Annotated in this window: 18 protein-coding genes; 7 read left to right on the plus strand and 11 right to left on the minus strand. The window is 70.1% G+C overall.

Annotated features, from left to right (window positions below; translation table 11 throughout):
* The first annotated feature begins 242 nt into the window (after positions 1 to 242).
* Positions 243 to 698: a MerR family DNA-binding transcriptional regulator gene (locus ACX9MN_RS04850; protein ID WP_331327763.1), complete on the plus strand. Its 456-nt coding sequence runs from the start codon at positions 243 to 245 to the stop codon at positions 696 to 698.
* 561 nt (positions 699 to 1259) lie between these two features.
* Here the strand turns inward: ACX9MN_RS04850 and ACX9MN_RS04855 are convergent.
* The 8 genes from ACX9MN_RS04855 to ACX9MN_RS04890 all read right to left on the minus strand — a co-directional run bounded on the left by ACX9MN_RS04855 (position 1260) and on the right by ACX9MN_RS04890 (position 12619).
* Positions 1260 to 2054, minus strand: coding sequence for a copper resistance protein B (locus tag ACX9MN_RS04855; RefSeq protein ID WP_331327762.1), 795 nt, complete (start codon positions 2052 to 2054; stop codon positions 1260 to 1262).
* Positions 2054 to 3853, minus strand: coding sequence for a copper resistance system multicopper oxidase (locus tag ACX9MN_RS04860; RefSeq protein ID WP_331327761.1), 1800 nt, complete (start codon positions 3851 to 3853; stop codon positions 2054 to 2056). The genes ACX9MN_RS04855 and ACX9MN_RS04860 overlap by 1 nt, the downstream gene beginning before the upstream one ends.
* A gap of 410 nt (positions 3854 to 4263) precedes the next feature.
* Positions 4264 to 5547 carry a type II restriction endonuclease gene (locus tag ACX9MN_RS04865; protein WP_331327760.1) on the minus strand — a complete coding sequence of 428 codons (1284 nt, stop codon included), beginning with the start codon at positions 5545 to 5547 and terminating at the stop codon, positions 4264 to 4266.
* 628 nt (positions 5548 to 6175) lie between these two features.
* Positions 6176 to 8620 carry a DNA topoisomerase (ATP-hydrolyzing) subunit B gene (gyrB, locus tag ACX9MN_RS04870; RefSeq protein ID WP_489723813.1) on the minus strand — a complete coding sequence of 815 codons (2445 nt, stop codon included), beginning with the start codon at positions 8618 to 8620 and terminating at the stop codon, positions 6176 to 6178.
* A 178-nt stretch (positions 8621 to 8798) separates the two neighbouring features.
* Positions 8799 to 9761: an aldo/keto reductase gene (locus tag ACX9MN_RS04875; protein WP_489723814.1), complete on the minus strand. Its 963-nt coding sequence runs from the start codon at positions 9759 to 9761 to the stop codon at positions 8799 to 8801.
* Between the two features lie 5 nt (positions 9762 to 9766).
* Positions 9767 to 10411, minus strand: coding sequence for an MBL fold metallo-hydrolase (locus ACX9MN_RS04880; protein WP_020091678.1), 645 nt, complete (start codon positions 10409 to 10411; stop codon positions 9767 to 9769).
* An 89-nt stretch (positions 10412 to 10500) separates the two neighbouring features.
* Entirely contained in the window at positions 10501 to 10884 is a 384-nt protein-coding gene (locus tag ACX9MN_RS04885) for a hypothetical protein (RefSeq protein ID WP_489723815.1), read from the minus strand.
* A 67-nt stretch (positions 10885 to 10951) separates the two neighbouring features.
* The gene (locus ACX9MN_RS04890) at positions 10952 to 12619 is read right to left on the minus strand and encodes an alpha-amylase family protein (RefSeq protein ID WP_489723816.1); all 1668 of its coding nucleotides are present in this window, start codon (positions 12617 to 12619) and stop codon (positions 10952 to 10954) included.
* A gap of 156 nt (positions 12620 to 12775) precedes the next feature.
* Here ACX9MN_RS04890 and ACX9MN_RS04895 point away from each other — a divergent pair, with 156 nt between their 5' ends.
* Positions 12776 to 15820, plus strand: coding sequence for a penicillin-binding protein 1A (locus ACX9MN_RS04895; protein WP_489723817.1), 3045 nt, complete (start codon positions 12776 to 12778; stop codon positions 15818 to 15820).
* 28 nt (positions 15821 to 15848) lie between these two features.
* Positions 15849 to 16910: a hypothetical protein gene (locus ACX9MN_RS04900; RefSeq protein ID WP_091678749.1), complete on the plus strand. Its 1062-nt coding sequence runs from the start codon at positions 15849 to 15851 to the stop codon at positions 16908 to 16910.
* Between the two features lie 19 nt (positions 16911 to 16929).
* On the opposite strand, the gene ACX9MN_RS04905 is transcribed toward ACX9MN_RS04900, so the two are convergent.
* On the minus strand, positions 16930 to 17148 hold the full coding sequence (locus tag ACX9MN_RS04905; protein ID WP_020091673.1) for a hypothetical protein: 219 nt from the start codon (positions 17146 to 17148) through the stop codon (positions 16930 to 16932).
* Between the two features lie 268 nt (positions 17149 to 17416).
* Between ACX9MN_RS04905 and ACX9MN_RS04910 the strand changes: the two genes are divergently transcribed.
* Complete coding sequence (locus tag ACX9MN_RS04910; RefSeq protein ID WP_012317333.1) at positions 17417 to 17665, plus strand: hypothetical protein; 249 nt, start codon at positions 17417 to 17419, stop codon at positions 17663 to 17665.
* A gap of 176 nt (positions 17666 to 17841) precedes the next feature.
* Complete coding sequence (locus ACX9MN_RS04915) at positions 17842 to 18480, plus strand: hypothetical protein (RefSeq protein WP_489723818.1); 639 nt, start codon at positions 17842 to 17844, stop codon at positions 18478 to 18480.
* Between the two features lie 15 nt (positions 18481 to 18495).
* Here the strand turns inward: ACX9MN_RS04915 and ACX9MN_RS04920 are convergent, their stop codons facing one another.
* A complete protein-coding gene (locus ACX9MN_RS04920) occupies positions 18496 to 19074 on the minus strand; it encodes a polysaccharide biosynthesis/export family protein (RefSeq protein ID WP_020091671.1) in 579 nt (192 codons plus the stop codon).
* 189 nt (positions 19075 to 19263) lie between these two features.
* On the opposite strand from ACX9MN_RS04920, the gene ACX9MN_RS04925 reads away from it, so the two are divergent.
* Positions 19264 to 21483 (plus strand): GumC family protein, encoded by a 2220-nt coding sequence (locus tag ACX9MN_RS04925; RefSeq protein WP_489723819.1) that lies wholly within the window; start codon positions 19264 to 19266, stop codon positions 21481 to 21483.
* A gap of 12 nt (positions 21484 to 21495) precedes the next feature.
* Here the strand turns inward: ACX9MN_RS04925 and ACX9MN_RS04930 are convergent, their stop codons facing one another.
* Positions 21496 to 22647: a GNAT family N-acetyltransferase gene (locus tag ACX9MN_RS04930; RefSeq protein ID WP_489723820.1), complete on the minus strand. Its 1152-nt coding sequence runs from the start codon at positions 22645 to 22647 to the stop codon at positions 21496 to 21498.
* Between the two features lie 273 nt (positions 22648 to 22920).
* Between ACX9MN_RS04930 and ACX9MN_RS04935 the strand changes: the two genes are divergently transcribed.
* Positions 22921 to 23982 (plus strand): polysaccharide deacetylase family protein, encoded by a 1062-nt coding sequence (locus ACX9MN_RS04935; protein ID WP_447714561.1) that lies wholly within the window; start codon positions 22921 to 22923, stop codon positions 23980 to 23982.
* Positions 23983 to 23988: the final 6 nt, after the last annotated feature.

The following is a 23988-nucleotide window of genomic DNA, read 5'->3' on the forward strand; positions in this document are numbered from 1 at the left end:
CCTTCCCCCTACCCGGTTGGCGCGCCGGACGCGGTTCCGGTGCGGCTGCACTCGGGCATGAAGGCAGACGGGCGCGCGGCGCTCGGGGTTCCGCCGCCGTCGATCCCTGCCCCGGCGCCGCCGCGGGACCTGCGGCCGCGCGGACCCGGTCGGCCGCGCGCGATGCGGCCGCGCCTCGGGTTCTTCCCGGGTTCGCCCGAGCCGGGCGTTCGCGGGACCTCGACGAACCGGGAGGGCGGGTGATGAGAATCGGGGAGGCGGCACGCGCCTGCGGGATCTCGCCCAAGATGATCCGCTATTACGAGCGCGCCGGCCTGATCCCGGCGCCGACCCGGTCGGTCTCGGGCCATCGGGTCTACGCCGAGGACGAGGTGCACACGCTGCGGTTCGTACACCGGGCCCGCCTGCTCGGCTTCTCCGTCGCTGACACCGCCATGCTGCTGCGCCTGTGGCGCGACGAGGCGCGTGCCAGCGCCGGGGTGAAGGACCTGGCCCTCCGGCGCGCGACCGACATGGAACGACGCGCCGCCGCGCTCGCGAACGCCGCGGCCTCGTTGCGGGATCTCGCAGGGACCTGTCCCGGCGACGAGCGGCCGGAATGCCCGCTGCTCGACGCCCTCGCCGTCGACCCCGCGCGGCCGGGGGGTGGGTCCGCACCAGCCCCGTCGACGCGCGTCGAGGCCGACTCGACGAAATGACGGGCTCGGTCCGGATCGGCTGGCGATCCGGGGCTTTGGCGCGCCAGCCGCACGTACCTGGCGGACGTCCGCGTCGGCGGGCTGCGGCTCAGCGCCTTTGGGCGGTGTTGCCCGGCTGGGTCCTGAGCGAACGCCGGAGTTGGTCGCACCGCGCGGACAGCAATTCCGGGGTCTCGCCCGGAGCGAGGGCGGCCTCGCCTCTGTCGGCGGCGGCGCAGCGGCCGAGCATCTCGGGAAGTGTCCTCCCTTCCACCGCCCTGATCCCGAAGCCCTTCATCCCCGGCTCCGTGACGGCCTGCGCTTCCGCGGAACAAAGGCCGGCCAGTAGCCACAGCGCAGAGATGATCGGGCGAGAGGCGAGCGGCACGGTCGATGTCCTTGGTTCTGTGGAGGGAGGCATCGCGTCGGGCGTGTCGGACGTGCCCGATGTAGACGTCTGACACGTCAGCCGTGGTCTTCAAACGATATGCTGCGGCCTCGAATCCCTTCGCGGCATCGGACGGCTACCCTGCGCCCCGGCTTCGCGACACGGTGCGGTGCCTTGGGCCGTCGGGACGCGGCTCAGTACCAGAGGCGCAGACCGGCCAGCGCCCGCAGGTCCCCGCTGCCCTCGCCGGACCGGCGCCGGGAGTCCGCCGTTCCGCCGAGGAACTGCTGGTAGGAGAGGCCCACGTAAGGCGCGATTTCGCGGGTGAATTCGTAGCGCAGGCGCAGGCCCATATCGATGTCCGAGACGCCCGAACCGAGTTCCCGACCACGATCGGCCTTCGAGTAGGCGTTCATCTCAATCTGCGGCTGCAGGATGAGGCGCTGCGTCAGGTAGAGGTCGTAGGAGGCGTTGCCTCGGAAGGCGAAGCGTCCGTTGTCGCTGGCGTAGCCGGTCAGTTCGAGGTTCCAGAACCCGATGGCGAGGCCCTGGATGCCGAAGGCAGCCCAGGTCCGGTTGCGCAGGCTGTCGATGTCCGAACGCACGCCGACCTGCATGTCGAAGTAGGTCGAGATCGGCCGGGCGTAGAGGGCTTCGTGGTCGCCGTCCGAGAAGCGGCCCCGATTGTCGGCGTTGTAGCGGCCCTCCGACTTCAGCCAAAGCTTGTTGTAGTCGTCACCGATCCAGGCCTGACCGTCGTAGCGGAAGTAGCTTTCGCTCCCGAGGCGGCCCTCGAACTGGTCGAGGAAGGCGTGGGCGTAGACCCGGTCGTCGCGGATGGGATTTCCATAGGGCGCAGCACCTTGGAGCGTGTCCGGCCCGAGGCGGGTGCCGCCGTTGAGGAGGCCCGTGACGCTCTGAGCGAATGCGGCCGAGGGAGCGAGGGCGAGGAGCATGACAGCAAGGGAGAAGGTTGCCGGCGCACGCATCAGGCCCCCTTCGGCAGGACGCGGAGGGTGCGGAACATGCCGGCCTCGAAATGGTACAGGATGTGGCAGTGCAGCGGCCACTGCCCCGTCGCCACGGGCGTGACCAGCATCGACAGCTTCTCGGCCGGTGCCACGCTGACGGTGTGGAGATAGGGCCGGTGCCGGCCGTGGCCGTTCTCCAGCTCCATCCACATGCCGTGCAGATGGATGGGGTGGCTCATCATCGTCTCGTTGACCATCACGAGCCGGAACCGCTCGCCGACCGTCACGTCGATGGGGCCGACCTCGGTGAACTTCTTGCCGTCGAAGCCCCAGATCATCCGCTGCATGTTGCCGCTGAGCCTGAGCACGATCTCGCGGGTCGGCGGGCGGTCGGCGACCGCAGGGTTGATCGAGCGCAGGTCCGCGTAGGTCAGCACGCGGCGGTTCAGCTGGTTCAGGCCGTCGCCCGGGATGCGGGTCCGGTCCGTCAGCATCTTCGGCTTCATCTGGACCTCGACGCCGGTCTCGTCGAGTTCGACGCCCGGCGGCAACTTCGCCATGGGTTGGTAGCCGGCGAGGCGACGCTTGTCGGGGACGATCTCGTGGGCGTGCTCGCCGAGGATGCCGCCGATGCGCGAGCCGTCGGGGTGCGACGCGCCAATCTGGTCGCGGCCCATCATGCCCTGCATGCCCATGTCGGTCATGGTCCGCAGAGGCCGCGGGTCGAAGGGCGGGATCTCGGCCTCCATCCCCGGCCGGGGCGCGAGCGTGCCGCGGGCGTATCCGGAGCGGCCGAGGTCCTGCGCGAAGATCGTATAGGCCCGCGCCTCGCGCGGGCGCACGATCACGTCGTAGGTCTCGGCCACACCGATGCGAAACTGGTCGACCTGCACCGGGACGACATCGTTGCCGTGGACGTTGACCACGCTCATGGCCAGTCCCGGGATGCGCACGTCGTAGTACGTCGCCGCGGAGGCGTTGATGATGCGCAGCCGGACCCGCTCCCCGGGCCGGAACAGCGCCGTCCAGTTGGCCCCAGGCGGCTGCCCGTTCATCAGGTAGGTGTAGGTCTCGCCGGACGGCGCCTCCAGGCCGGAGGGGTCCATGCGCGACTCGGACTCGTGCCAGCGCTCCTTGATCGTATCGGCGAGCCCGCTTCGCTCGGCGTCGGCGAAGAACGTCCGGACTGTGCGCTTGCCGAAGTTGTAGTAGTCGGCTTGGTACTTGAGCTTGTTCTGGATGCGCTCGGGATCCTCGTCGGTCCAGTCGCTGAGGATCACGACGTAGTCTCTGTCCGCCTGGACCAAGTCACGGCCGCGCGGCTCGATGATAAGCGCGCCGTAGACCCCCTTCTGCTCCTGGTAGCCCATATGGCTGTGGTACCAGTAGGTGCCGCTCTGCAGCACGGGAAAGCGGTAGGTGAAGGTCTCGCCCGGCTGGATGCCCGGGAACTCCAGGCCGGGCACACCGTCCATGTCGTTGGGCAGGATGATGCCGTGCCAGTGCATGCCCGTCATCTCGGGCAGTTCGTTGCGGACGTTGATGGTGACGACGTCGCCCTCGCGCCAGCGCAGCACCGGCCCGGGCACGCCGCCGTTGATGGTGTTGGCCCAGGTCGGGGTGCCGGTCTTGTCGACCGTGCCGCGTGCCAGGGTCAGGTCGTACGTGGCCGCGCGCGGCACGGTGGGCTCGCTAGGGCTCGTGAGGGCGAAGGCGGAGCGGTCGCGCGCCGCGAGGCCCATGGCGGCGCAGGCGCCGAGGCCGGAGACGAACTTCCGACGCGTCGGAGAGGTATTGTTTTGCGGGATCGATGCCACCTGCGGTCCCCCAGATGGGCCGCGGCATGGGGCCGGGCGACATGTCAGGTTGCCGAGAGGCTGCCGCCTTCCCACGTGGGAGGATCAAGCCGGCCGTAGCTCCCCTGGCGCGTTCCGTGGTCGATGTGATCGCGGGGCAACACCCCCGCCGGCCGCGCGGCCCGGCAGTTCGGCGGGGCGCCGTGCATCCGCGCTCGACCCGATGCGTTCCGAGACAGGCCCCCTCGGCACGCGCCGCATCCCCTCCTTCATGTCGTGGGAGACCGGGCGGATGACTGCGCCGGTGCACCGACCACTGACCTGCGTCGGGCCGGCGTCCGCGTTACGGAAGGTACGTCCGTGGCCGCGGCCGATCCGGCGACATCATCGGTGACGGCCCACGGCGGCGTTCCGCGGTCCGACCTTGGGTCTCACGTCCCCCGCGAGATCGGCTTGGCGATGGCGAGCACGCCCTTCAGGCCGCTGCCGAAGCGGGCGATGGCCTCGCGATGGCCGCGCAGCTCGCTGTAGGGCAGATAGCGTAGGTCCAGCTCCGCGACGCGGGAGAACGCCGGCCGCGCGAACTGGGCGCGGACATCGCCCTCCCGGTCGTCCGGTGCGACCAGGAAGAAGTTGCGGGCCGTGGCGCCCTCGACGCCGAGCGCGAGGTCGAGCATGCGCACGATGCCCGAGTAGATGCTGGTCGTGTGCTCCACCTCGAACGCGGCCGCCACGTCCGCGGTCCCCTTGCCGATCCAGAGCACGTCGATCAGGCGCACCGTCTCCGTCGACCCCTTCGCGGCGAGGCTCGCCGGCAGACGGTCCAGGCAGCCGTCGGACAGCTGCCCGGACCCGTAGGGCCGGTTGCCGTCGTTCGAAGCGATCCAGACGTCGTAGCCGAGGGCGAGTCCGAGGTCGCGCAGCCAGCCCTGGACCTCGGTGTGCGTATGCTCGGCCTCGCGCCCGGCTTGGACCGAACGCGACGCCGTCGCCGCGGCTTCCGTGCGGACGCGGTCGAGATCCTCCCGCCAGCGCGCCAAGGCTTGGTCTCCATCCAGGTCCGGCAACGGATAACGTCCCGATCCGACGTCGAACAGGAATCCCGCGCCGGCCCCGAAATCGTTGGACAGCAGCGACCGATGTGTTTCGTTGAGCTCCACGATGCCGCGCCGCATCGCCAGATACTCGTCCCAGCGCCCGAGCTTCACCTTCGCGCCTGTGAGCGCGTTGTAACCCTTTACGATAGCGGTGTTGAACGGCGGCACCCAGGTTGGGTGCAGGAAGTAGAGGAGGTTCGCAGCGGCTGGCCCCAGGCCCTTGATCCGCGCTTGATCGAGCGCTTGGACTGCCGCCAAAACCTGCGCCTCGGCGTTGCAGCACAGGCAGGCGTCTAGGAAACGCCCGAATGCAAGTTGGTTGTGCCGATCCTCATAGATATCGGGAATGCGCAGCTTCGGTTTCCAGAGGAATGCGTGATCGGCACCTTTGAATACCTGACGCTGCTCGGCGATCGAGTGGACAACAGTCTCCAGTGAGGAGCCCCGGTAGGCATTGCCAAAAGTGTCTGCTTGAATCTCGTCCACCACGGCATGAAGGCCGCGTCGGATCGACCGGAAGTTTTTGATGCGCTCTTCCCACAGGAACCACGTCCGATAGGAAGCGCCGGGATCATCGCGCCAGCATCGAATAAGATTAGCTACCCATGCGCTATCCATGTGACAACCTCTTCCTTCCGCATTGTCGATGGCGCCGTCTTAAGCCGGGGCGAGGCGTAACGGTGGGACCTACCATGCGAGGAAGCTAGAAATGAACAATCAATCGTGGTGTTCCCAAAACAGTCATGATGCCATGACGAGCATGTAATTTGTTATACAGTAAATCGGATAGTTTACCAGATTTCAGCTTCAAGCAATCAACAGAATTCAGGGTAAAAAAGCGTACGACCGCCTTAGCGAATGCAAAACGAGCAGTTCATTAGGCGCCATAACATGACGCAACAGTATCGGCTTAATAACTCATTAAAGATCTGATGATTGCGCGGCACCGCTACGCGGCGATACGTAGAGTCGGTCGCACAGTCTTCCCGATCTCGCCTGTTGAGCGGTCAACGTGCCTTTCTTTTAGAAGGCCCGCTCCCGACTGTAGCCGGAAGCGGGTCAGTAAATGATTGCCCGATCGCTCGTTCTATTGCGGTCGAGGCGCAGGCGTTTGAGGAGCCCCGAACGCAATCTTGAATACGGGCCGCCAAGCCGCTCAGTTTGAGTGCTTGAGCGTGTTTAGACATTTCTCAGGTAGTCTCAGATCTTTCTCACAAACACGTGGAATGGCCAGCAGCGGTGTGCGTCACACGTCCAGGTTCGCGACGCTCAGCGCGTTCTCCTGGATGAACTCGCGCCGGGGCTCGACCACGTCGCCCATCAGCTTCACGAACAGGTCGTCGGCATCGGTGACGTCCTTGACCTTGACCTGCAGCAGCGAGCGCACGTCGCGGTCGAGCGTGGTCTCCCAGAGTTGCTGGGCGGTCATCTCGCCGAGGCCCTTGTACCGCTGGAGCTGAAGGCCCTTGCGGCCGAAGGCCATCACCGCCTCGAAGAGCGCCACGGGCCCGTGGAGCACCGTCTCGTCGGACTTCCGCATCAGCGTGGCCGGCTCGCCGTAGATCTCCCGGAAGGCGTCGGCCCGCTCGGAGAGGCGCCGGGCCTCCTGCGAGGTGATCAGCCCGGCGTCGAGGGTCGAGACCTGCCGAACGCCCCGGAGCGTCCGGCTGAGGCGATAGCCGTCCTCGAACGACTCGCCCTGCCAGCCCCGCTCGATCTCGTCGGCGATCGCGTCGAGCCGGCGGGCGGTCATGTCGGCCAGGACCTCGGCCTCACCCGCCTGCGACGCCGCCTCGGCATCGAAGGCGCCGGCCAGCACCGCCTGCTCGACCACGGAGCGGTCGTAGCGCGTGTGCAAGCCCTGCAGGATGCTCCGGAACGTCCGGGCCTCCTCGACGAGGCTCTTGAGCTGCGCCCCGGCGAATTCCGCGCCGGTGGAGAGTCGCAAGATCGCGCCGTCGGTGCCCTGGTCGATCAGGTAATCCTCGAGGGCGCGCTCGTCCTTCAGGTAGATCGCCCGGCGGCCGCGCTCGGCTTTGTAGAGCGGCGGCTGCGCGATGTAGAGGTGGCCGCGCTCGATCAGCTCCGGCATCTGCCGGAAGAAGAAGGTGAGCAGGAGCGTGCGGATGTGCGAGCCGTCCACGTCCGCGTCGGTCATGATGATGATGCGGTGGTAGCGCAGCTTCTCCGGGTTGAAGCCCTCCCGGTCCGTGGAGGAGCGCCCGATCCCGGCGCCCAGCGCCGTGATCAGGGTGCCGATCTCCGCGGAGGACAGCATCCGGTCGGCGCGCACGCGCTCGACGTTGAGGATCTTGCCGCGCAGGGGCAGCACGGCCTGGAAGGTCCGGTCGCGGCCCTGCTTGGCCGAGCCGCCGGCGGAATCGCCCTCCACCAGCAGGATCTCGCACTTGGTCGGGTCGCGCTCCTGGCAGTCGGCGAGCTTGCCGGGCAGCGAGGCGATGTCGAGCGCACCCTTGCGGGTCACGGTCTCGCGCGCCTTGCGGGCGGCCTCGCGGGCTGAGGCCGCCAGCACCACCTTGCCCATCACCGACCGCGCCTGGCTCGGATTCTCCTCGAGCCACGTGGACAGGCCCTCGTTGAGCACGTTCTCCACGGCCGGGCGCACCTCGGACGAGACGAGCTTGTCCTTGGTCTGCGACGAGAATTTGGGGTCCGGCACCTGCACCGAGATGACCGCGGTGAGCCCCTCGCGGCAATCCTCGCCGGTCAGCGAGACTTTCTCCCGCTTGGCGACGCCGCTGGACTCGGCGTAGCCGGTGATCTGGCGCGTCAGGGCGGCGCGGAAACCGGCCATGTGGGTGCCGCCGTCGCGCTGCGGGATGTTGTTGGTGAAGGGCAGGACCGTCTCGTTGAACGAGTCGTTCCACCAGAACGCGACCTCGACGCGAATTCCATCGCGCTCGGAGCTGACGACGACGGGGCTCGTCATCCCGTCGATCGGCTTGCGGGAGCGGTCGAGGTACCGGACGAAGGCCTCGATGCCGCCCTCGTAGTACAGCTCCTCGCGCTTCTTCTCGGCGTGGCGGGCGTCGGTCAGGACGATGCGGACGCCGGAATTGAGGAAGGCGAGCTCGCGCAGGCGCTTCTCCAGCGTGCCGTAGTCGAACTCGATCATCGTGAAGGTGTCGGTCGACGGCAGGAAGGTGACTTCCGTGCCGCGCCTTCCGTTCCCGGGCCCGATGATCTCCAGGGGCGCCACGGCGTCGCCGTGGCGGAACTCCATCGCGTGCTCCTTGTCGTTGCGCCAGATGCGCAGGCGCAGCCATGACGACAGGGCGTTCACCACCGAGACACCGACGCCGTGAAGCCCGCCGGAGACCTTGTAGGAGTTCTGGTCGAACTTACCGCCGGCGTGCAGCTGGGTCATGATGACCTCGGCCGCCGAGACGCCCTCCTCCTTGTGGATGTCCACCGGGATGCCGCGCCCGTTGTCAGAGACCGTGCAGGAACCGTCGGCGTTGAGCGTCACGGTGACGAGGTCGGCGTGGCCGGCCAGGGCCTCGTCGATGGCGTTGTCCACGACCTCGTACACCATGTGGTGGAGGCCGGAGCCGTCATCGGTGTCGCCGATATACATGCCGGGCCGCTTGCGGACGGCGTCGAGGCCCTTCAGCACGCGGATGGATTCCGCGCCGTAATCGGCGGGCTCGGTCTGGGGGGTGTCGGCCATGAACTTCCTCGGCAGGCGGGCCTGATCGCGTCGGTAGCAGATGCGCCCTCGGGCGCCCGCGCCTGAACTCTCGCTTGGTCCGCCTGATATAGGGGTTCCGCGTTGAGATTGCACGATTTTACGGGTCCGCGGCGGGCCCGTCCCGTCGCTTTTGTGACGCCCGTCGCTTAACGCTGCGTTAGCCCTCGATGCCGCCCGCGCTCGCCGCATCCAGGCGGTCGATCGCCCCGGGTGCGAGCGTCAGCCGGACGGCGCCGAGCAGCTCGTCGAGCTGCGCCACGGAGGTCGCGCTCGCGATGGGCGCGGTGATGCCGGGGCGGGCGATGATCCAGGCGAGCGCGACCTGGGCCGGACTCGCGCCGTGGGCCTGCGCGATCGAATCGAGGACGTCGAGCAGCGCGAGGCCGCGGGGGTTCAGGTACTTGGCGACCCGGTTCTCCCGCGGGCGTCCCGTCGCGTCGTCGGCACTGCGGTACTTGCCGGTCAGGAAGCCGGCCGCCAGGGAGAAGTAGCCGATCACGCCGATCTGCTCGGCCCGGCAGAGCGGCTCAAGCTCGGCCTCGTAGCCGCGCTGGGCGAGGCTGTAATCGGGCTGCAAGCACTCGTAGCGCGGCAGGCCCGCGGAGGCCGAGACCGCCAGCGCCTCCTTGAGCCGGGCCGCGGTGTAGTTCGAGGCGCCGATCGCCCGGACCTTGCCGGCCGCGATCAGGCGCTCGTGCGCTCTCAGGGTCTCCTCGAGGGGCACCGCCGCGTCGTCGAGATGCGACTGGTACAGGTCGATCCGGTCGACCCCGAGGCGCCGCAGCGAGGCCTCGCAGGCCCGCTCGATATGGGCCGCCGAGAGGCCCTGGCCGGCCTCGCCGAGGTCCATGCCGACCTTGGTCGCCAGGACGATCCGGTCGCGCGCGCCCGGACGGGCCGCGAGCCACTTGCCGATCACCGCCTCGGATTCCCCGCCGACATGGCCGGGGGCCCACCGCGAGTAGACGTCGGCGGTGTCGATGAAGTCGAAGCCGCTCTCCACGAACCGGTCGAGGATCGCGAAGGACGCGGCCTCGTCGGCCGTCCAGCCGAAGACGTTGCCGCCGAGGCAGAACGGCGCGACCGTCAGGTCGGAGCGGCCGATGCGGCGCCTGTCCATGCGCGTCAATCCTGCAGGAAGGGGTTGGACACGCGCTCCGCGCCGAGAGTGCTGGTCGGTCCGTGGCCGGGGATGAAGGCGACGTCGTCGCCCAGCGGAAGGACCTTGTCCTTGATGGCGCGGATGAGCTGCTCGTGGTTGCCGCCGGGCAGGTCGGTGCGGCCGACCGAGCCCTTGAACACCACGTCGCCGACGAGGGCGAAGCGCGCGTCCCGGCTCACGAACACGACGCTGCCGGGCGAGTGGCCGGGGCAGTGGAGGATGTCGAAGCCGAGCCCGCCGACCGTCACGGCGTCGCCCTCGTCGAGCCACCGGTCGGGCGTGACGGGCCGGGCGGCGCCGAGGCCGTAATTGGCCGCCGTCTCGGGCAGGGAATCGAGCAGGAACTTGTCGGCCTGATGCGGGCCCTCGATCGGCACGCCGAGGCGCTCGCGCAGCTCGTCGGCGCCGGCGGCGTGGTCGACGTGGCCGTGGGTCAGCAGGATCTTCTCGACGGTGACGCCCTGCTCGCGGATCGCCGCCTCGATCCGATCGAGGTCGCCGCCGGGATCGACGACGGCGCCGACCTTGGTGGCGTCATCCCAGATCAGGGTGCAATTCTGCTGGAAGGGCGTGACCGGGATGATCCCGGCGCGTGGCGTACCTGGCATGTCGTCCCGCGTGTTGGTGGCGCCGCTCCGGACGCCCTCCGCCCCAGTTTAGCGTAGAACGCGGGTGGGCGGCACCCTGCGCGGCACGCTCAGGCCGCGTCGCCCCTGGGGCGGCGCAGGCTGTCGTGAAGCGCCAGCATCTCGGCCATGCCGAGCGCCCGCGAGCTCCAGCGGGTCTCCGCGGCGTTGACCTGGGTGAACCGGTCGTGGGACCGCCCGCCATAGGCGCCGAACAGGGCTCTGCCCGCCTCGACGGCACCGTCGCCGGGCGCCGTCTCGTCCGGCCGGTCGATCCGGTAGGACGGCGTCGGGGAACGGCCGGTCACGCCGATCCGCACCCAGGCGTCGCCGTGATGCTTCTGGCACATCCGCATGGTGCTCAGGACCTGGCGCAGGTAGGCCTCGCCGTCGGCGAGATCCGGCAGGACGTCAGCGATCGTCGTGTCCGGGGGATGATGCTTCGTCCGGGCCATGTCCCACCTCGTTCCGGCCTGTCCTACCGTGCCGGCCGGCCGAGGGCGAGCCGGGCCCCGGTGTTCCTCACGTCGGCCGCCGCTTCAGCAGCGCGTCGAGCCCGCCGACGCGGAACCAGTGGTAGCCGTATCCCTCCAGGAACAGGCAGTGGCGGCCGTCGTCCTTGACCTCGCTGCGGGCGCCGGTAAGCAGGTCGACGAGGATGTCGTGCTCGCGATCCTCGGATCCCGACGCCATCGCGACCTCGACGGGCTCCGGCGCGAGATTGTGGACGCACAGGATGGCATTGCCGCGCCACGCGTAGCGCAGCGCCAGGACCGACGGGCGCCCGGTCTCCATCGCGACGACGTCGCCCCAGCCGATCTCCGGCGCCTCCTTGCGCTGCCGGATCATGCTCTGCATCCAGTTGAGCAGCGAGCCCTCCTCGTGGCGCTGGTCGGCGACGTTCACGTGCGCGTAGCCGTAGGGGCCGTGGTCGATCAGCGGCAGCACGGTGCGCTTGGCCGTCGAGAACCCGCCCTGGTGCTCGCTCGTCCACTGCATCGGCGTGCGGGCGCAGTCGCGCTCCGGCAGAGCCAGCTCGTCGCCCATGCCGATCTCGTCGCCGTAGCGCAGCACCGGCGTTCCCGGGAGGGTGAACATCAGCGAGTAGGCGAGGCGGATCCGGCGGGGATCGCCGGCCAGCATCGGCGCGAAGCGGCGGCGGATGCCGCGGTCGTAGAGCTGCATCCCCTTCTCGGGTCCGAAGGCGTCGAACACGCTCTGGCGCTGCTTGTCGGTGAGGCGTCCCAGATCGAGCTCGTCGTGGTTCCGCAGGAAGATGCCCCACTGGCAGGAGAGCGGGCGCGGCTTCGTCCGCTCGATCGCCTTGACGAGGGGCCGCGCATCGTGGGCCGCCAGGGCGTAGAAGGTCGCCTGATTGACCTGGAAGTTGAACATCATGTGCATGCGGTCGGCGTCGTCGCCGAAATAATCGAGGTCCTGCTTCGGCAGGATGTTGGCCTCGGCCAAGATGATCGCGTCGCCCTGGCGCCACTGCAGGAACTCGCGCAGGTCGCGCAGCATCTCGAACTGCTCGCGGGGCTTGCCGCCGACATCGGCGCCCTTCTCGGCGATGACGAACGGCACCGCGTCCATGCGGAAGCCGGACACGCCGAGCTGGATCCAGAAGCCCATGATCTTCAGGATCTCGGCCAGCACCTCCGGATTGGCGGTGTTGAGATCCGGCTGGAAGTTGAAGAAGCGGTGGAAGTACCAGGCCTTGGCCTTGGTGTCGTAGGTCCAGGTGGTCTCCTGAACGCCCGGGAAGACCATGCCCTCGTCGGCGGATGCGGGGCGCTCCTTCGACCAGACGTACCAGTCGCGGTAGGGCGATTTGGGGTCGGACCGGGCCGACTGGAACCACGGATGCTGGTCCGAGGTGTGGTTGACGACGAGGTCGATGAGGACGCGCAGGCCCCGCTGCTTGGCGGCGTGCGTGAAGGCGACGAAGTCCCCGAGCGAGCCGTAATCCGGATCGACGCCGTAATAGTCGGCGATGTCGTAGCCGCCGTCCTTCTTGGGCGAGGGCTGGAACGGCATCAGCCAGACCGCGGTGGCGCCCAGGCCCTGGATGTAGTCCAGTCGGCGCTCCAGCCCGGCGAAGTCGCCGATGCCGTCGCCGTTGGCGTCCATGAACGTGCCGACGGACAGGCAGTAGATGATCGCGTTCTTGTACCACAGGTCGTTGATCATGGGCCCCCCGGCGTCGTCGCGCCTCACGAACGTGGGAGCCGGCCAAAGCGTTGCCGTGCGGCGTCTCCTTAAATCAGCCGCGTTGTGCACGCCCTGTTCAGGCGCGCTCCCGAAAGGTCCGCGCTCGCCCCGTCGCGTCCCCCGAATCCGGCCCGTATGAACGCCATCCTGATCAAGCTGTTCGCGACCGCCCTGACGCTCAGCCAGGTCACGACACGGCCGGACGCGGTCCGGACGCAGTTCGATCCCGCGACGGACGGCCCGGAGGTGGTGCGCCTGCTGCGCGACGGCTGCGCCCACATGCGCAAGGCCTTCGACATCGAGGACATCAATCTCGACGAGTTGATCACCACCGCGATGGAGGATCCGTCCACGGTCGCCGGTCCGGCCGCGCCTAAGATCCTGCACGGTCTCGACCTGACCGAGCTGAACACGAGCTACAAGCAGTTCTGCAAGGGCGAGAACCCGGCGAACTCGCCCTTCGACGCGAAGGCGGTGATCGAGTTCTACGACAACGCCACCAAGGATCTGCCCAGCGCCGAGGCCCTGCGCGACAAGGCCCTGCCGGGGATGACCCGGATCCTCGACGGCGCCGGCAAGCCCTTCGCCGAGGCGTCGGAGCCGAACGGCCGCCGCATCGTGGTGCCGATCACGGCGGTCCCGAACCTCGTCCAGAAGGCCTTCATCGCCGCCGAGGACAAGCGCTTCGAGACCCATCACGGGATCGACGAGCGCGGGGTGATCCGCGCCTTCATCGCCAACCTCGCCTCGCCGGGGCGGCCGGCGGGCGGCTCGACCATCACCCAGCAGGTGGTCAAGAACCTCTCGGTCGGCGACGACGTCACCTACGAGCGCAAGATCCGCGAGATGATCGTCGCGTCGCGGCTGGAGCGCATCCTGACGAAGCCGCAGATCCTGGGGCTCTACCTCAACGGCATCTATCTCGGCCGCGGCGCCTACGGCATCGAGATGGCCGCGCAGAGCTATTTCGGGAAGCCGGTGGGGCAGCTGACCCTGCCGGAAGCGGCGCTCCTCGCCGGCATGCCCAAGGGGCCGAACTTCTACAGCCCGGACAAGTACCCCGACCGCGCGCGGGAGCGGCGCGCCTACGTGCTCGCCCGCCTCAAGGAAGAGGGGACGATCACCGAGGCCGAGATGAGCGCGGCGATCAAGTCCGATCTCGGTCTGAAGCCGATCGAGACCGCGCGGCGCGATTCCGGCTTCTACGTCGTGGATTTCCTCAATCGCGAGGCCCGGACCTTCGCGGGCGTGGATTCGCTGACCTCCGGCTCGCTGACCGTCCGTTCGACGATCAACGCGGGGCTGCAGCGCGCCGTCGAGGACGCCCTTCAGGACGGCCTCGCCAATTACGAGCGCGCCACCGGCCGTCAGGCCTTCACGGGGCCGGAACTCAACCTCGCCGACAGCGTCCGGCGGATCCAGGCGGCGACGCCGGCACCGGAGGGCTCCGCCTCGGCCGCGCCCGCCGTCACCGGCGCGCGGCCGGAGGCCGCGAAATCCGATGCCAGGCCGGAGACCGGGCCGGCGGCGAAGCCGCGCCGCGGCGAGAGGGTCGCGGCCGTGCCGCAGAAGAAGCCGGCGTGGCTTCTGGCGCTCGAGAGCGCACGCCCGGTCCTCTACGACGTTCATTGGCCGCTGGCCGTGGTGCTGGAAACCGGCCGCGGCGGCGTGAAGGTCGGCCTCGCCGACGGCCGCACTGCCTCCCTCGACCCCGGCATCGCCCGCGGCAAGCTGCAGCTCTACGACGTGATCCGCATGAAGGTCAGCGCCGGCAAGGGCGGCCCGCGCGCGCAGCTCCGCGTCCGGCCGACCGTCCAGGGCGCGGCCCTGGTATTGGAGAACCAGACCGGCCGGATCCTCGCGATGGCCGGCGGCTTCTCCTACCCGCTGAGCCAGCTCAACCGGGTCACCCAGACGGTGCGCCAGCCCGGCTCGACCCTGAAGCCGCTGACCTACCTCGCCGCGCTCAATGCCGGCCTGCAGCCGAACACCCTGGTGATGGATTCCGCCGTGACCCTGCCGCCCATCGGCGGGGCCGGCGATTCCTGGTCGCCGAAGAACTACGAGGGCGGCGGCTCGGGACCGACGACCCTGCGGCGCGGCCTGGAATTCTCCAAGAACCTCGTCACCGCCCGGCTCCTCCAGGGCGGGATCGCCCCGAAGGCGCCGGCGAGCCTGAAGCGGGTCTGCGACATCGCCCTCGAGGCGCAGATCTACGCCGAGTGCGAGCCCTACTACCCCTTCGTCCTCGGCGCGCAGCCGGTGCGGATGCTCGACCTCGCGGGCTTCTACGCGGCGGTGGCCAACGAGGGCGCCCGCCCGGCGCCCTACGCTCTCGAATCGGTCGAGCGGGACGGCAAGCCGCTCTACACGCACGCCGCCAAGGAGCCGGTGCGGATCGCCTCGGCGGACCGCGTGGCCTTCTACCAGCTGAAGACCATGCTGCAGGGCGTGACGCAGCACGGCACGGCCGCGGCGCTCGCGAAGGTCTCGGCCTACGTCGCGGGCAAGACCGGCACCTCGGAGAACGAGAACGACGCGTGGTTCGCCGGACTGACCAACGAGATCAGCGTGGTGGTCTGGGTCGGCTACGACAACGCCGACGGCACCCGCAAGACGCTCGGCCGCGGCCAGACCGGCGGCCACGTCTCGGTGCCGATCGCCTCGGCGATCCTGCAGGCGGCCTGGGCGAACGGTGTCGCCAAGACGCCGCTGCGGGGCCCCTCCCCCGAGGCGCGCCCGTTCATCGCCGACCTGCCGATCGACCCGCGCAGCGGCGTGCGGATCGCCGGCGGCGGTTTCCTCGAGCATTTCCGCACCAGCGGCGACGGGCGCATGGCGGACACCCAGTACCGCCTCGTGCCGCGCGAGACGCTCTACGCCATGCGGCCCGACGCGCAGGACGGCGACCTCGCCGGCGACGACGGTGCGAGCGTCGCGGGCGACTACTACGGCAACATGACCGGCGAGCGGCCGCGATCCGACTTCCTCGACCCGTTCGGCGAGCGTCCCGCGCCGCGCAGCCGCCGCGCGCAGGGCGACGTGGATCTCTACGGTCAGGATCCCTACAAGCCCTGGCCGGGCCAGACGAATCGCTCGCCCTTCGGCGGGGACGACGACGCGCGCCGCCCGCGCCGCCGCGATCCCGACTACCTGTTCGGCGAAGACCCCGGTTACTGACAGCCCTCCCCGACAGACGAGAATCCCGTTGCGCCAGCAGCTTCCCGCGGCCCTGGCGGCCGCCCTCACGGCCGCGCTCCCGGCCCTCCCGGCACGCGCCCAGACGCCCGCCGCCAACACCGCCCCGGCGCCGGGGCCCGAGCGGATCAAGGAGGTGCCCTCGGTCACGGCCGTCGATCCGGCCGCGATCAAGCCGGGCCAGATCCTGTTCACCGACCATCGCGACAACCCGTCGGCGCCGGAGAACGGCCTGATCCCGTACCTCGACTGGCTGAAGGCGCGGCCGGCCGAGGCGGCGGCGCTCGCCCCGTATCCCGGCTACAAGGAGCCGGACTACACGGTCACGGTGAACGGCGTGACCAAGCCGCGGCACGAGACCCTGAAGGTCTACGTCGCCGAGGGGCGCTTCGTCGTCCCGCGGCCGCCCGAGGCGATCGACCTCCAGGCCTTCGCCAACCTCGCCTTCGTCCAGAAGATGGATCCGGCGATCAAGCACCGCACCCTGGCGGTCGCCGACGTGACGCCCAACAAGGACCCGGCCGCCGCCTTCGCCAAGCGTCCCGACCGTCCGTGGTGCGAGGGCGCGGGCGCCTGCATCGAGTCGCGCTACGACCTCGAGGGCAAGCTGCCGCTCGGCGTGAAGCTCGCCAACAAGCTCGAGGAAGGCTCGACCAAGAAGATCGCCGAGTTCGTCTCGTTCCAGAGCGAGTTGCGGGTGCTCGGGCCGGACCAGGGTGACCGTCTCAAGGCGCTGACCAAGATCGACACCGCGGTGACCGGCGGCCTCGAGCAGACGATCTTCTGGGTCAACCAGATCCTGCGCTTCGGCAAGTTCCTGGCCGTGTTCCAGCCGATGCCGAACGACCCGACCAAGACGGTGGTCACCACCTACATGGCGCTGGCGATCAAGGGCGACGTCCTCGACCGCAAGGCCGAGTACGCCCGCGTGCCGGTACTCAAGAATCTGCTGCCCGCACAGGTGCTGATGGGCAATTCCAGCTTCAACACCGGCAACTCGATCAGCGCCGGCCTGCCGGTCTACGCCCGCAACCGGATCGCCACCTTCGCGGACGCGCTCACCAAGCGGTGACGCGCCGCGCGCCCGGTTCTCACATCCCGCGGTTGCCGATCGTCGGCAGCGTCGGCTGGGTGTAGGCGCGGTTCACGTCGCGGCGGGTCTGGGTGCCGTTGGTGTTGCCCGAAGCCCGGTAGTTGTCGAGGTTGAAGGTCTCGGCGAGGCCGCTGCGGGAATCCGGGCCGTCGCTGGTGCTGCAGGCGCAGAGGCCGCCGAGCGTCAGCGCGGAGAGGGCGAGAAGGGTCAAGCGCATCGCGTATCCTGAAAGCGGGCCGTGGCCGGCCCGCGACCGGCCACGGCCGGGGCGGCCCTCACGGGACGTCTCGCGGCATGGTCAGCGCGGAGGCGCCTCCGTCAAGGTCGCGCGCAAGATGTAAATCCGTTCTGCCGCCTCCGATGCGCGCCGGCCACGGAAAATCCACCACAGACCGGGATTGCGGCGGATAGGGCCGGCCAATCGTGTTGAGTTCGGCCCCCTCCCCCTGGCGAATCCCGGTCGTTTCGGGCGACAACCCTCCGCGATGAGCAACGTCTTGCCCTTCCGTCCGCGCCCGACCGTCACCCGCCTCGCTCGCTGCGAAGTTGTGACTGTGGCCGGTGATCTCCTCGCCCTGCTGGAGCAGCTCGAGGATGTGAGCGCCCGCGCCGCCGCGATGGGGCGTCCGGCGATCGAGGTCGAGCGCACCGTCCAGCACCTCCTGGATGCCGTGAGCGCCGTGGAGCGCGCCCTCGACTGCATCGGCGAGGGCGAGCAGTCGGCGCCGGGCTAGGTCGCGTCCCTGCGCGCTCGGGCGCGCCGGGCTCCTCACCGCGGGGACGTCGAATCCCGCGCCGGCGGATCGCCGCGGGGCGTTCCTAAGCAGACTCTAAATCATCCGGAACCCTCCAGTACGCCTTGCGGTTGAGGGTCGGATGCTCGCGTCGGGCGTCGCTTCCGGAGGGTGCTATGAGGCTTCGCACGAGCAGCTTGCTGGCCATCATGGCGGCCGGCGGTCTCCTCGCCGGGTCGGCGCTGCGCGCCCAGGCCGCCGAGGTCGGATTCCTCGAGATGCTGTTCGGCGCCCGGCCGGCCCCGCAGCAGGCCCAGCCGGCCCCTGCCCCGGCCCCCGCCTTCGACGGCCGCGCCTTCGGCCGCCACGCGACCCCGCGGCTCGGGGCGGCGCGCCGCCGCTTCCAGACCCGCTACGCGGCGCTCCCGCTCAAGATCCGCGTCAAGGAGCGGGAGATCAGCGAGCGCCAGACCCCCATCGACATGAAGGGCGGCGCGACGGCGGCGCTGCTCAAGGACGAGACGCTGCGGCCCGGCGACATCGTGGTGCTGAATTCTGGCGCCCGGGTGTTCACCGGGAATCCCGACAAGCGCCACGCGATCCGGGATTTCGAGCCGGTCCAGAACTCGCGCTTCGTGAGCCGGGGCACGCGGAAGGTCCTGGCCGGGCTGTTCACGCCGGTCGGCGCCGTGCCCGCGCAGGAGGCGCGGCGGATGATGGCCCGCGCCCGGCAGCCGATGCCCGAGGTGGCGACGCCGATCCCAGCGCAGAAGACCGCCATGCGGGTGATCAACCCGTGGCAGAGCGGGCAGTGACCGGCGCCGCGCCGCTCAGAAGAAGCGTTCCTTGATGACGATCGTGTCTCCCGGCCGGACCGCGTAGGTCATCGGCACGATCCCGGAGATCAGCGAGCCACCGGCGTCGCGGGTCAGGACGGCGTAATCGCGCGCTGCCCTCGGGCCGAAACCGGCCGCTATCGCCACCGCGGTCTCAACGGTCATGCCGTTGACGAACGGGTACTGACCGGAGGTGGTGACTTCGCCGAGGATGTAGAACGGTCGGTAGGCGTCCACCTCCACGGTGACGTGCGGCTCGCGCACGTATCCGGAGGCCAGCTTGGCCTCGATCGCCTTGGCCGCCTGCGCGGTCGTCTGGCCGCCCACCTGCACGGTCCCGATCAGCGGCATGGCGATGCGCCCCGCGCCGTCGACCGCGTATATGTTGGACAGGTTGTCCTGGCCGAACACGATCACCCGCAGCTTGTCGCCCGCCGCCAGCGTGTACCGCGCGGCGATCGAGCCGGTGCCGGTGGCATCGAGCTGGTCGGTGCGGAAGCTCGGCCGCAGGCAGCCGCCGAGCGCCAGAGTCGAGCCGAGTGCGAGGAGCAGAGCGCGCCGGTTCATCACCATCGCCGTCATGGATGCAGTTGCGGGGTGATGTAGGCCGTTAAGGTTAATGAAACTTGATCACCACGCGACGGAGGCGGCGCCGTCACCGGTCCGCGCGCCCCTTAACTCTTGAGCAACCTTAACATCCACTAATGGCCGCGGGACGGCAGTAATGCCTGCCCGGCCTGTCTCCGCGTTCAGAGCGTCCGCATGTCCACGATCCGTCAACGCTCGACCTACGCCGTGCCCGGATCCCAGCCGCGCGCCGAGGAAGGCCTCGGCCTCGCGCAGCTGCCGCGGATCCTGCGGCGCTCGATCGGCTGGATCGTCGGGCCGACCCTTGTGATCGCCCTGGGCGCGAGCGTCTTCGTCAACGTGGTCAGCCCCCGCTACACCGGCGAGGCGAAGGTGCTGCTCGAGAGCCGCGACCCGGCCTTCGCCCGCACCGCGCAGGAGCGCGGCGACCAGCTCGCGCCGATCGACGAGCAGGCGGTGGCGAGCCAGGTGCAGGTCGTGATGTCCCGCGATCTCGCCCGCGAGGCGATCCGCCGGCTCAAGCTCGTCGGCAACGCCGAGTTCGATCCCGGCGCGGGCAGCATCGGCGCCGTGCAGCGCGTGCTGATGATGCTCGGCATCGGTCCCAATCCCCTGGACCGCCCCGCCGAGGACCGGGTGCTCGACGCCTACTTCGACCACCTCCTGGTCTTCCCTGCTGGCAAGTCGCGCATCCTGACGATCGAGTTCCGCGCGAAGGACCCGAAGCTCGCGGCCGAGGCCGCCAACACCATCGCCAAGCTCTACATCGGATCGCTGGAGGCCGATAAGGTCGACACCGCCCGCTACGCCTCCACCTGGCTCGGCGGCAACATCGACGGGCTGCGCAAGCGCGTCGCCGAGGCGGAGGCCAAGGTCGAGGCGTTCCGCGCCAAGAACGGCCTCGTGGGCAGCACCGGCCTGGCCGGACGGCCGCTCAACGCCCAGCAGCTCGGCGAGCTGTCGAGCCAGCTCTCCGCGGCGCGGAGCCTGAAGGCCGACCTCGACGGCAAAGTGAAAGCCATCAAGGACCTGATCAAGGACGGGCGCGCCTTCGAGATTCCCGACGTCGCGAACAACGAGGTCATCCGCCGGATCGTCGAGAACCGGATCTCCGTGCGCGCCCAGCTCGCCCTCGAGTCGCGGACCCTCCTGCCGGCTCACCCGCGCATCAAGGAGCTGCACGCCCAGCTCGAGGACCTCGACGCCCAGATCAAGGCCTCGGCCGAGCGCGTCGTGCGCACGATGGAGAACGACGCCAAGATCGCGGGCGCCCGGGTCGAGAGCCTCCAGGCCGCCGTCGACGGCCAGCAGGACGTCGTCGTCCGCGGCAACGCCAGCGAGATCCAGCTCCGCGCGCTGGAGCGCGAGGCCAAGGCGCAGCGCGAGCAGCTCGAATCCTATCTCGGCCGCTACCGCGAGGCGGCGGCGCGCGACGGCGAGGCCGCGACCCCCGCCGACGCCCGCATCGTGTCCCGCGCGGTAACGCCCGAGGTTCCGTCCTTCCCGAAGAAGCTGCCGATCGTCGCTTTCGCGACGCTGCTGACGCTGATGCTCTCGGTCGGTGGGGTCATCGCCAGCGCGCTGCTCGCCGAGTCCGGCCGCGCCGCCGGCGACCGCGACGGCGATCCGGCAGACGATCGGCGGCGCCGCGAGCCGGTGCTGGATCGGCCGTCCTTCACCTTCCCGGAGGCGACACCGGCCGCCCGCTGGTCCGAGGCGTCGGGCGCGGCTGCCGCCGCGTCGGCGGCGCCCGCCGCGGCCGCGGCGCTCCGCTCCCCCGACACGTTCGATCTCGCGCCGCTCGTCGCGCGCATCGCGGCGGCGCCCCGCGCACCGGAGGCGCAGGCGGGTCGCCGCGTCCTGATCGTCGAGACCGAAGCCCGTCGCGGCGTCCCGGCGCTGTCCGAGGCCCTGACCCGCGCGCTCGGTCGCGAGGGAAGCCTCGTCGCCGTCGACCTGAACCTGCCGAACGACGGCACGGCGCGGCTCGGCTTCGCCGACCTCATCGCCGGCGAGGCCGCGTTCCTCGACGTGATCCAGGCACGCCGGGACGGCGGCCAGCATCGGATCGAGGCGGGGCTGCTGGAGTCGACCGTCCTGTTCGACGAGCCCGATGCCCTGGCCCTGACCTTCGAGGCCATGGCCGAGGCCTACGACTGGGTGGTCTTCCGGCTCCACGCCGCGCCGGGGGCCGTCGACCTCCTCGAGCTCGTGGCCGGCTTCATGGACAGCGTCGTCATCGCGTCGAACGCCGATGCCGAGGATCCGGCGCTGGCCGACCTCTACGCCCTCGCCGAGGAGGCCGGCGCGGGGCAGATCCTGGTCGCGCAGGATCGCCCGGCCGCGTCCGATGTCGAGGAGGCGCGGGCGGAGCTGCGCCTCAACGCCGCCTAAGGCGCGCGCCGATCACGACCGGCGCAACGTGCGGAGCCGCTTGAGGGCGGCGTAGAGGCGCGGGTCGCGCTTGATCCGCCGTTTCGTCCGCGTCAGGCCCCGGCGCAGGGCGCCGTAGGCCCGGCCCCACAGGGTGACCGGGATGATCGTCTCGACGAGGCTGATCGTCTCGTCGCAGATGCTGGCCTTGTAGCGCGCCTCGCCGACGCCGAGATCGAAGCCCTGCCGGCCGCGGGCGGTCTGGTCGCGCACGAGATGCTGCAGGAGAAGGTCGCCGGGACTGTAACGGGCGACCTCGGGGTCGCCGTCGAACGCCGTCATCATGCCGCTGAACCGTCGGTCGCTGACGGCACCGCCGAAGGTGGCGAGGACGCGGCCGCTCTCGGCGAGACACAGGGCGTACAGCTCCACGGCGGGCTCTGCGCCGGTCGACGCGGCCGTCAGGAAGGACCGGATCGCGGGATCGGCGTAAGGGTCGGCCACGCCCATGCCGGCGAAGCGGGCCGATTTCTGCGCGAAGAACGCCGCCAGCAGGCGCGCCGCCTCGTCGGCGGTCTCGGCGCGGCGGTAGACGATCGCGCCGTGCGCCTCCACGAGGCGCTTCTCCTTGGAGCGCAGCTTCTTGCGGGCGTCCGCGCTGAAAACCCGGCGCACGGTCGCCTCCGGATCCGGCCCGAGCATGAGGCCGTAGCCGTCGCTGGCCTCCGCCTCGCCGGTCGCGGCGAGCGGGTTCGCCGCCCCGTCCCACATCCGGGGCTGGTGCTTGAGCGCGAAGGCGTCGATACCCTCAGCGCGGCCGGCGCGGATCAGCGCCGCGACGATGCTGCCGGGCCCGATGGCCGCCGCGTCGCGGGTGGCGAAGAGCGGCATGTGATAGTTGGCGTGCGTGCCGCCGACCGTGCGCGCGAGGCGCAGCCCGTGCTCCCGGCTCAGGGTGAACGGGACGAGGATGCGCGGCCGTCCGTCGGCATCCCGCAGGACCGCGACGCGCGCGCGCTCGGCCTGTCCCGTCGCCCGCAGATAGGCGCTGATCCAGTCGAACCGCTGGTAGGGCGTTCCGAGGCTCGCCGGATCGGCATCCAGGCGCCGCCACAGCGCCTCCGCGGCGGCCAGATCGGGGATGATCTCCGCGACGAGCCCCCCGGCGCTGCGCGAATCGACCATGTCCGTTCCCGCTACGTGGACACCGACCGCCATGACCCGATCTCCCGGGGACCGCGCGCGATCCCGTGCCGCGCGCACCCTGACGGCAAGCGGCTGAACAGCTCGTCACTCCGATCGATGATGGCGCGATCCCGGCGCCGGACGGTCCGCCAAAGAACAGTCGTGGCTAATGATAGCTTGCCTTCGCCGCAGTCACGCATGCTTTCGGCTTTGTTTACCCGGGCGAGCCAAGGCTGTGCCGAGCTGGGCCGCGGGCCCGAACGGTTCAGGGCCATGCTGTCGTCGCGTGCCAAGCATCGGGTCTTCGCGTCCGGGTTCCGCGCGATCCAGGCGCTCGGGGCGGACCGCTGGCTCAGCCCCGCGGCGCGCGGCCTCGGCGTGATCCTCACTTTCCATCACGTCAGCCCCGACCCGGTCCCGGCCTTCGCGCCGAACCGCCTGCTCGGCATCACCCCCGAGTTCCTCGATCTGACCCTGCGCGAGCTCGATGCCCGCGGCTTCGAGATCATCGGTCTCGATTCGGTGCCGGAGCGGCTGGCCGAACCCGATTACGGGCCGCCCTTCGCGGTCCTGACCTTCGATGACGGCTACCGCGACAATGTCGAGCACGCCCGTCCCGTGCTGGCCCGCCACGGCGCGCCGTGGACCCTGTTCGTCACCAGCGGCTTCGCCGACCAGGCCGGGCGGCTCTGGTGGATCGAGCTCGAGCAGGCGATCGCGCGCCTGGACCGGGTGCGCATCGACGTCGGCGCGCGGAGTCTCGACCTTCCGGCGCGCAGCCCGCAGGAGAAGGCGCTGGCCTTCGAAGCCCTGTACCGCGACCTGCGGCGCGGGGACGAGGCGGACCTCCTCGACCGGATCGCGGCCCTCTGCCGGCAGGCCGGCTTCCCGCCCGGGCGCCTCGCCGCCGACCTGTGCCTGTCCTGGGCTGAGCTGCGCGCCCTCGCCGCCGACCCGGCCGTCACCGTCGGCGCCCACACGGTCAGCCATCCGATGCTCGCCAAGCACGCTCCCGCGATCGCGGCGCGCGAGATCGCCGAGGGGCGCGCGCGGATCGAGACGGAACTCGGGCGGCCGGTGCGGCACCTGTCCTACCCGGTCGGGGATCCGACCTCCGCCGGCCCGCGGGAATTCGCCCTGGCGCGGGAGATGGGCTTCGCGACGGCCGTGACCACGCGGCCCGGCCACCTCTTCGCCGAGCACGCCGCGCACCTCCAGGCCCTGCCCCGGGTGTCGGTGAACGGTTGCCACCAGACGCGCGCGGCGCTCGCCGGACTGCTCTCCGGCGTCCCGTTCCTGGCGTGGAATCGCGGGCGACGGCTCAACGTCGCCTGAGGCGAC

The sequence above is a fragment of the Methylobacterium sp. 1A genome (assembly GCF_058072805.1).

What these genes read in the sequence shown, in the direction of transcription:
- ACX9MN_RS04875 (WP_489723814.1), bottom strand. Translation starts at nt 9,761, where the DNA reads ATGGACAGGCGCCGCATCGGCCGCTCCGACCTGACGGTCGCGCCGTTC.
- ACX9MN_RS04920 (WP_020091671.1), bottom strand. Translation starts at nt 19,074, where the DNA reads ATGGTGATGAACCGGCGCGCTCTGCTCCTCGCACTCGGCTCGACTCTG.
- ACX9MN_RS04915 (WP_489723818.1), top strand. Translation starts at nt 17,842, where the DNA reads ATGAGGCTTCGCACGAGCAGCTTGCTGGCCATCATGGCGGCCGGCGGT.
- ACX9MN_RS04850 (WP_331327763.1), top strand. Translation starts at nt 243, where the DNA reads ATGAGAATCGGGGAGGCGGCACGCGCCTGCGGGATCTCGCCCAAGATG.
- ACX9MN_RS04865 (WP_331327760.1), bottom strand. Translation starts at nt 5,547, where the DNA reads ATGGATAGCGCATGGGTAGCTAATCTTATTCGATGCTGGCGCGATGAT.
- ACX9MN_RS04925 (WP_489723819.1), top strand. Translation starts at nt 19,264, where the DNA reads ATGTCCACGATCCGTCAACGCTCGACCTACGCCGTGCCCGGATCCCAG.
- ACX9MN_RS04890 (WP_489723816.1), bottom strand. Translation starts at nt 12,619, where the DNA reads ATGATCAACGACCTGTGGTACAAGAACGCGATCATCTACTGCCTGTCC.
- ACX9MN_RS04855 (WP_331327762.1), bottom strand. Translation starts at nt 2,054, where the DNA reads ATGCGTGCGCCGGCAACCTTCTCCCTTGCTGTCATGCTCCTCGCCCTC.
- ACX9MN_RS04895 (WP_489723817.1), top strand. Translation starts at nt 12,776, where the DNA reads ATGAACGCCATCCTGATCAAGCTGTTCGCGACCGCCCTGACGCTCAGC.
- ACX9MN_RS04930 (WP_489723820.1), bottom strand. Translation starts at nt 22,647, where the DNA reads ATGGTCGATTCGCGCAGCGCCGGGGGGCTCGTCGCGGAGATCATCCCC.
- ACX9MN_RS04905 (WP_020091673.1), bottom strand. Translation starts at nt 17,148, where the DNA reads ATGCGCTTGACCCTTCTCGCCCTCTCCGCGCTGACGCTCGGCGGCCTC.
- ACX9MN_RS04910 (WP_012317333.1), top strand. Translation starts at nt 17,417, where the DNA reads ATGAGCAACGTCTTGCCCTTCCGTCCGCGCCCGACCGTCACCCGCCTC.
- ACX9MN_RS04935 (WP_447714561.1), top strand. Translation starts at nt 22,921, where the DNA reads ATGCTGTCGTCGCGTGCCAAGCATCGGGTCTTCGCGTCCGGGTTCCGC.
- ACX9MN_RS04880 (WP_020091678.1), bottom strand. Translation starts at nt 10,411, where the DNA reads ATGCCAGGTACGCCACGCGCCGGGATCATCCCGGTCACGCCCTTCCAG.
- ACX9MN_RS04885 (WP_489723815.1), bottom strand. Translation starts at nt 10,884, where the DNA reads ATGGCCCGGACGAAGCATCATCCCCCGGACACGACGATCGCTGACGTC.
- gyrB (WP_489723813.1), bottom strand. Translation starts at nt 8,620, where the DNA reads ATGGCCGACACCCCCCAGACCGAGCCCGCCGATTACGGCGCGGAATCC.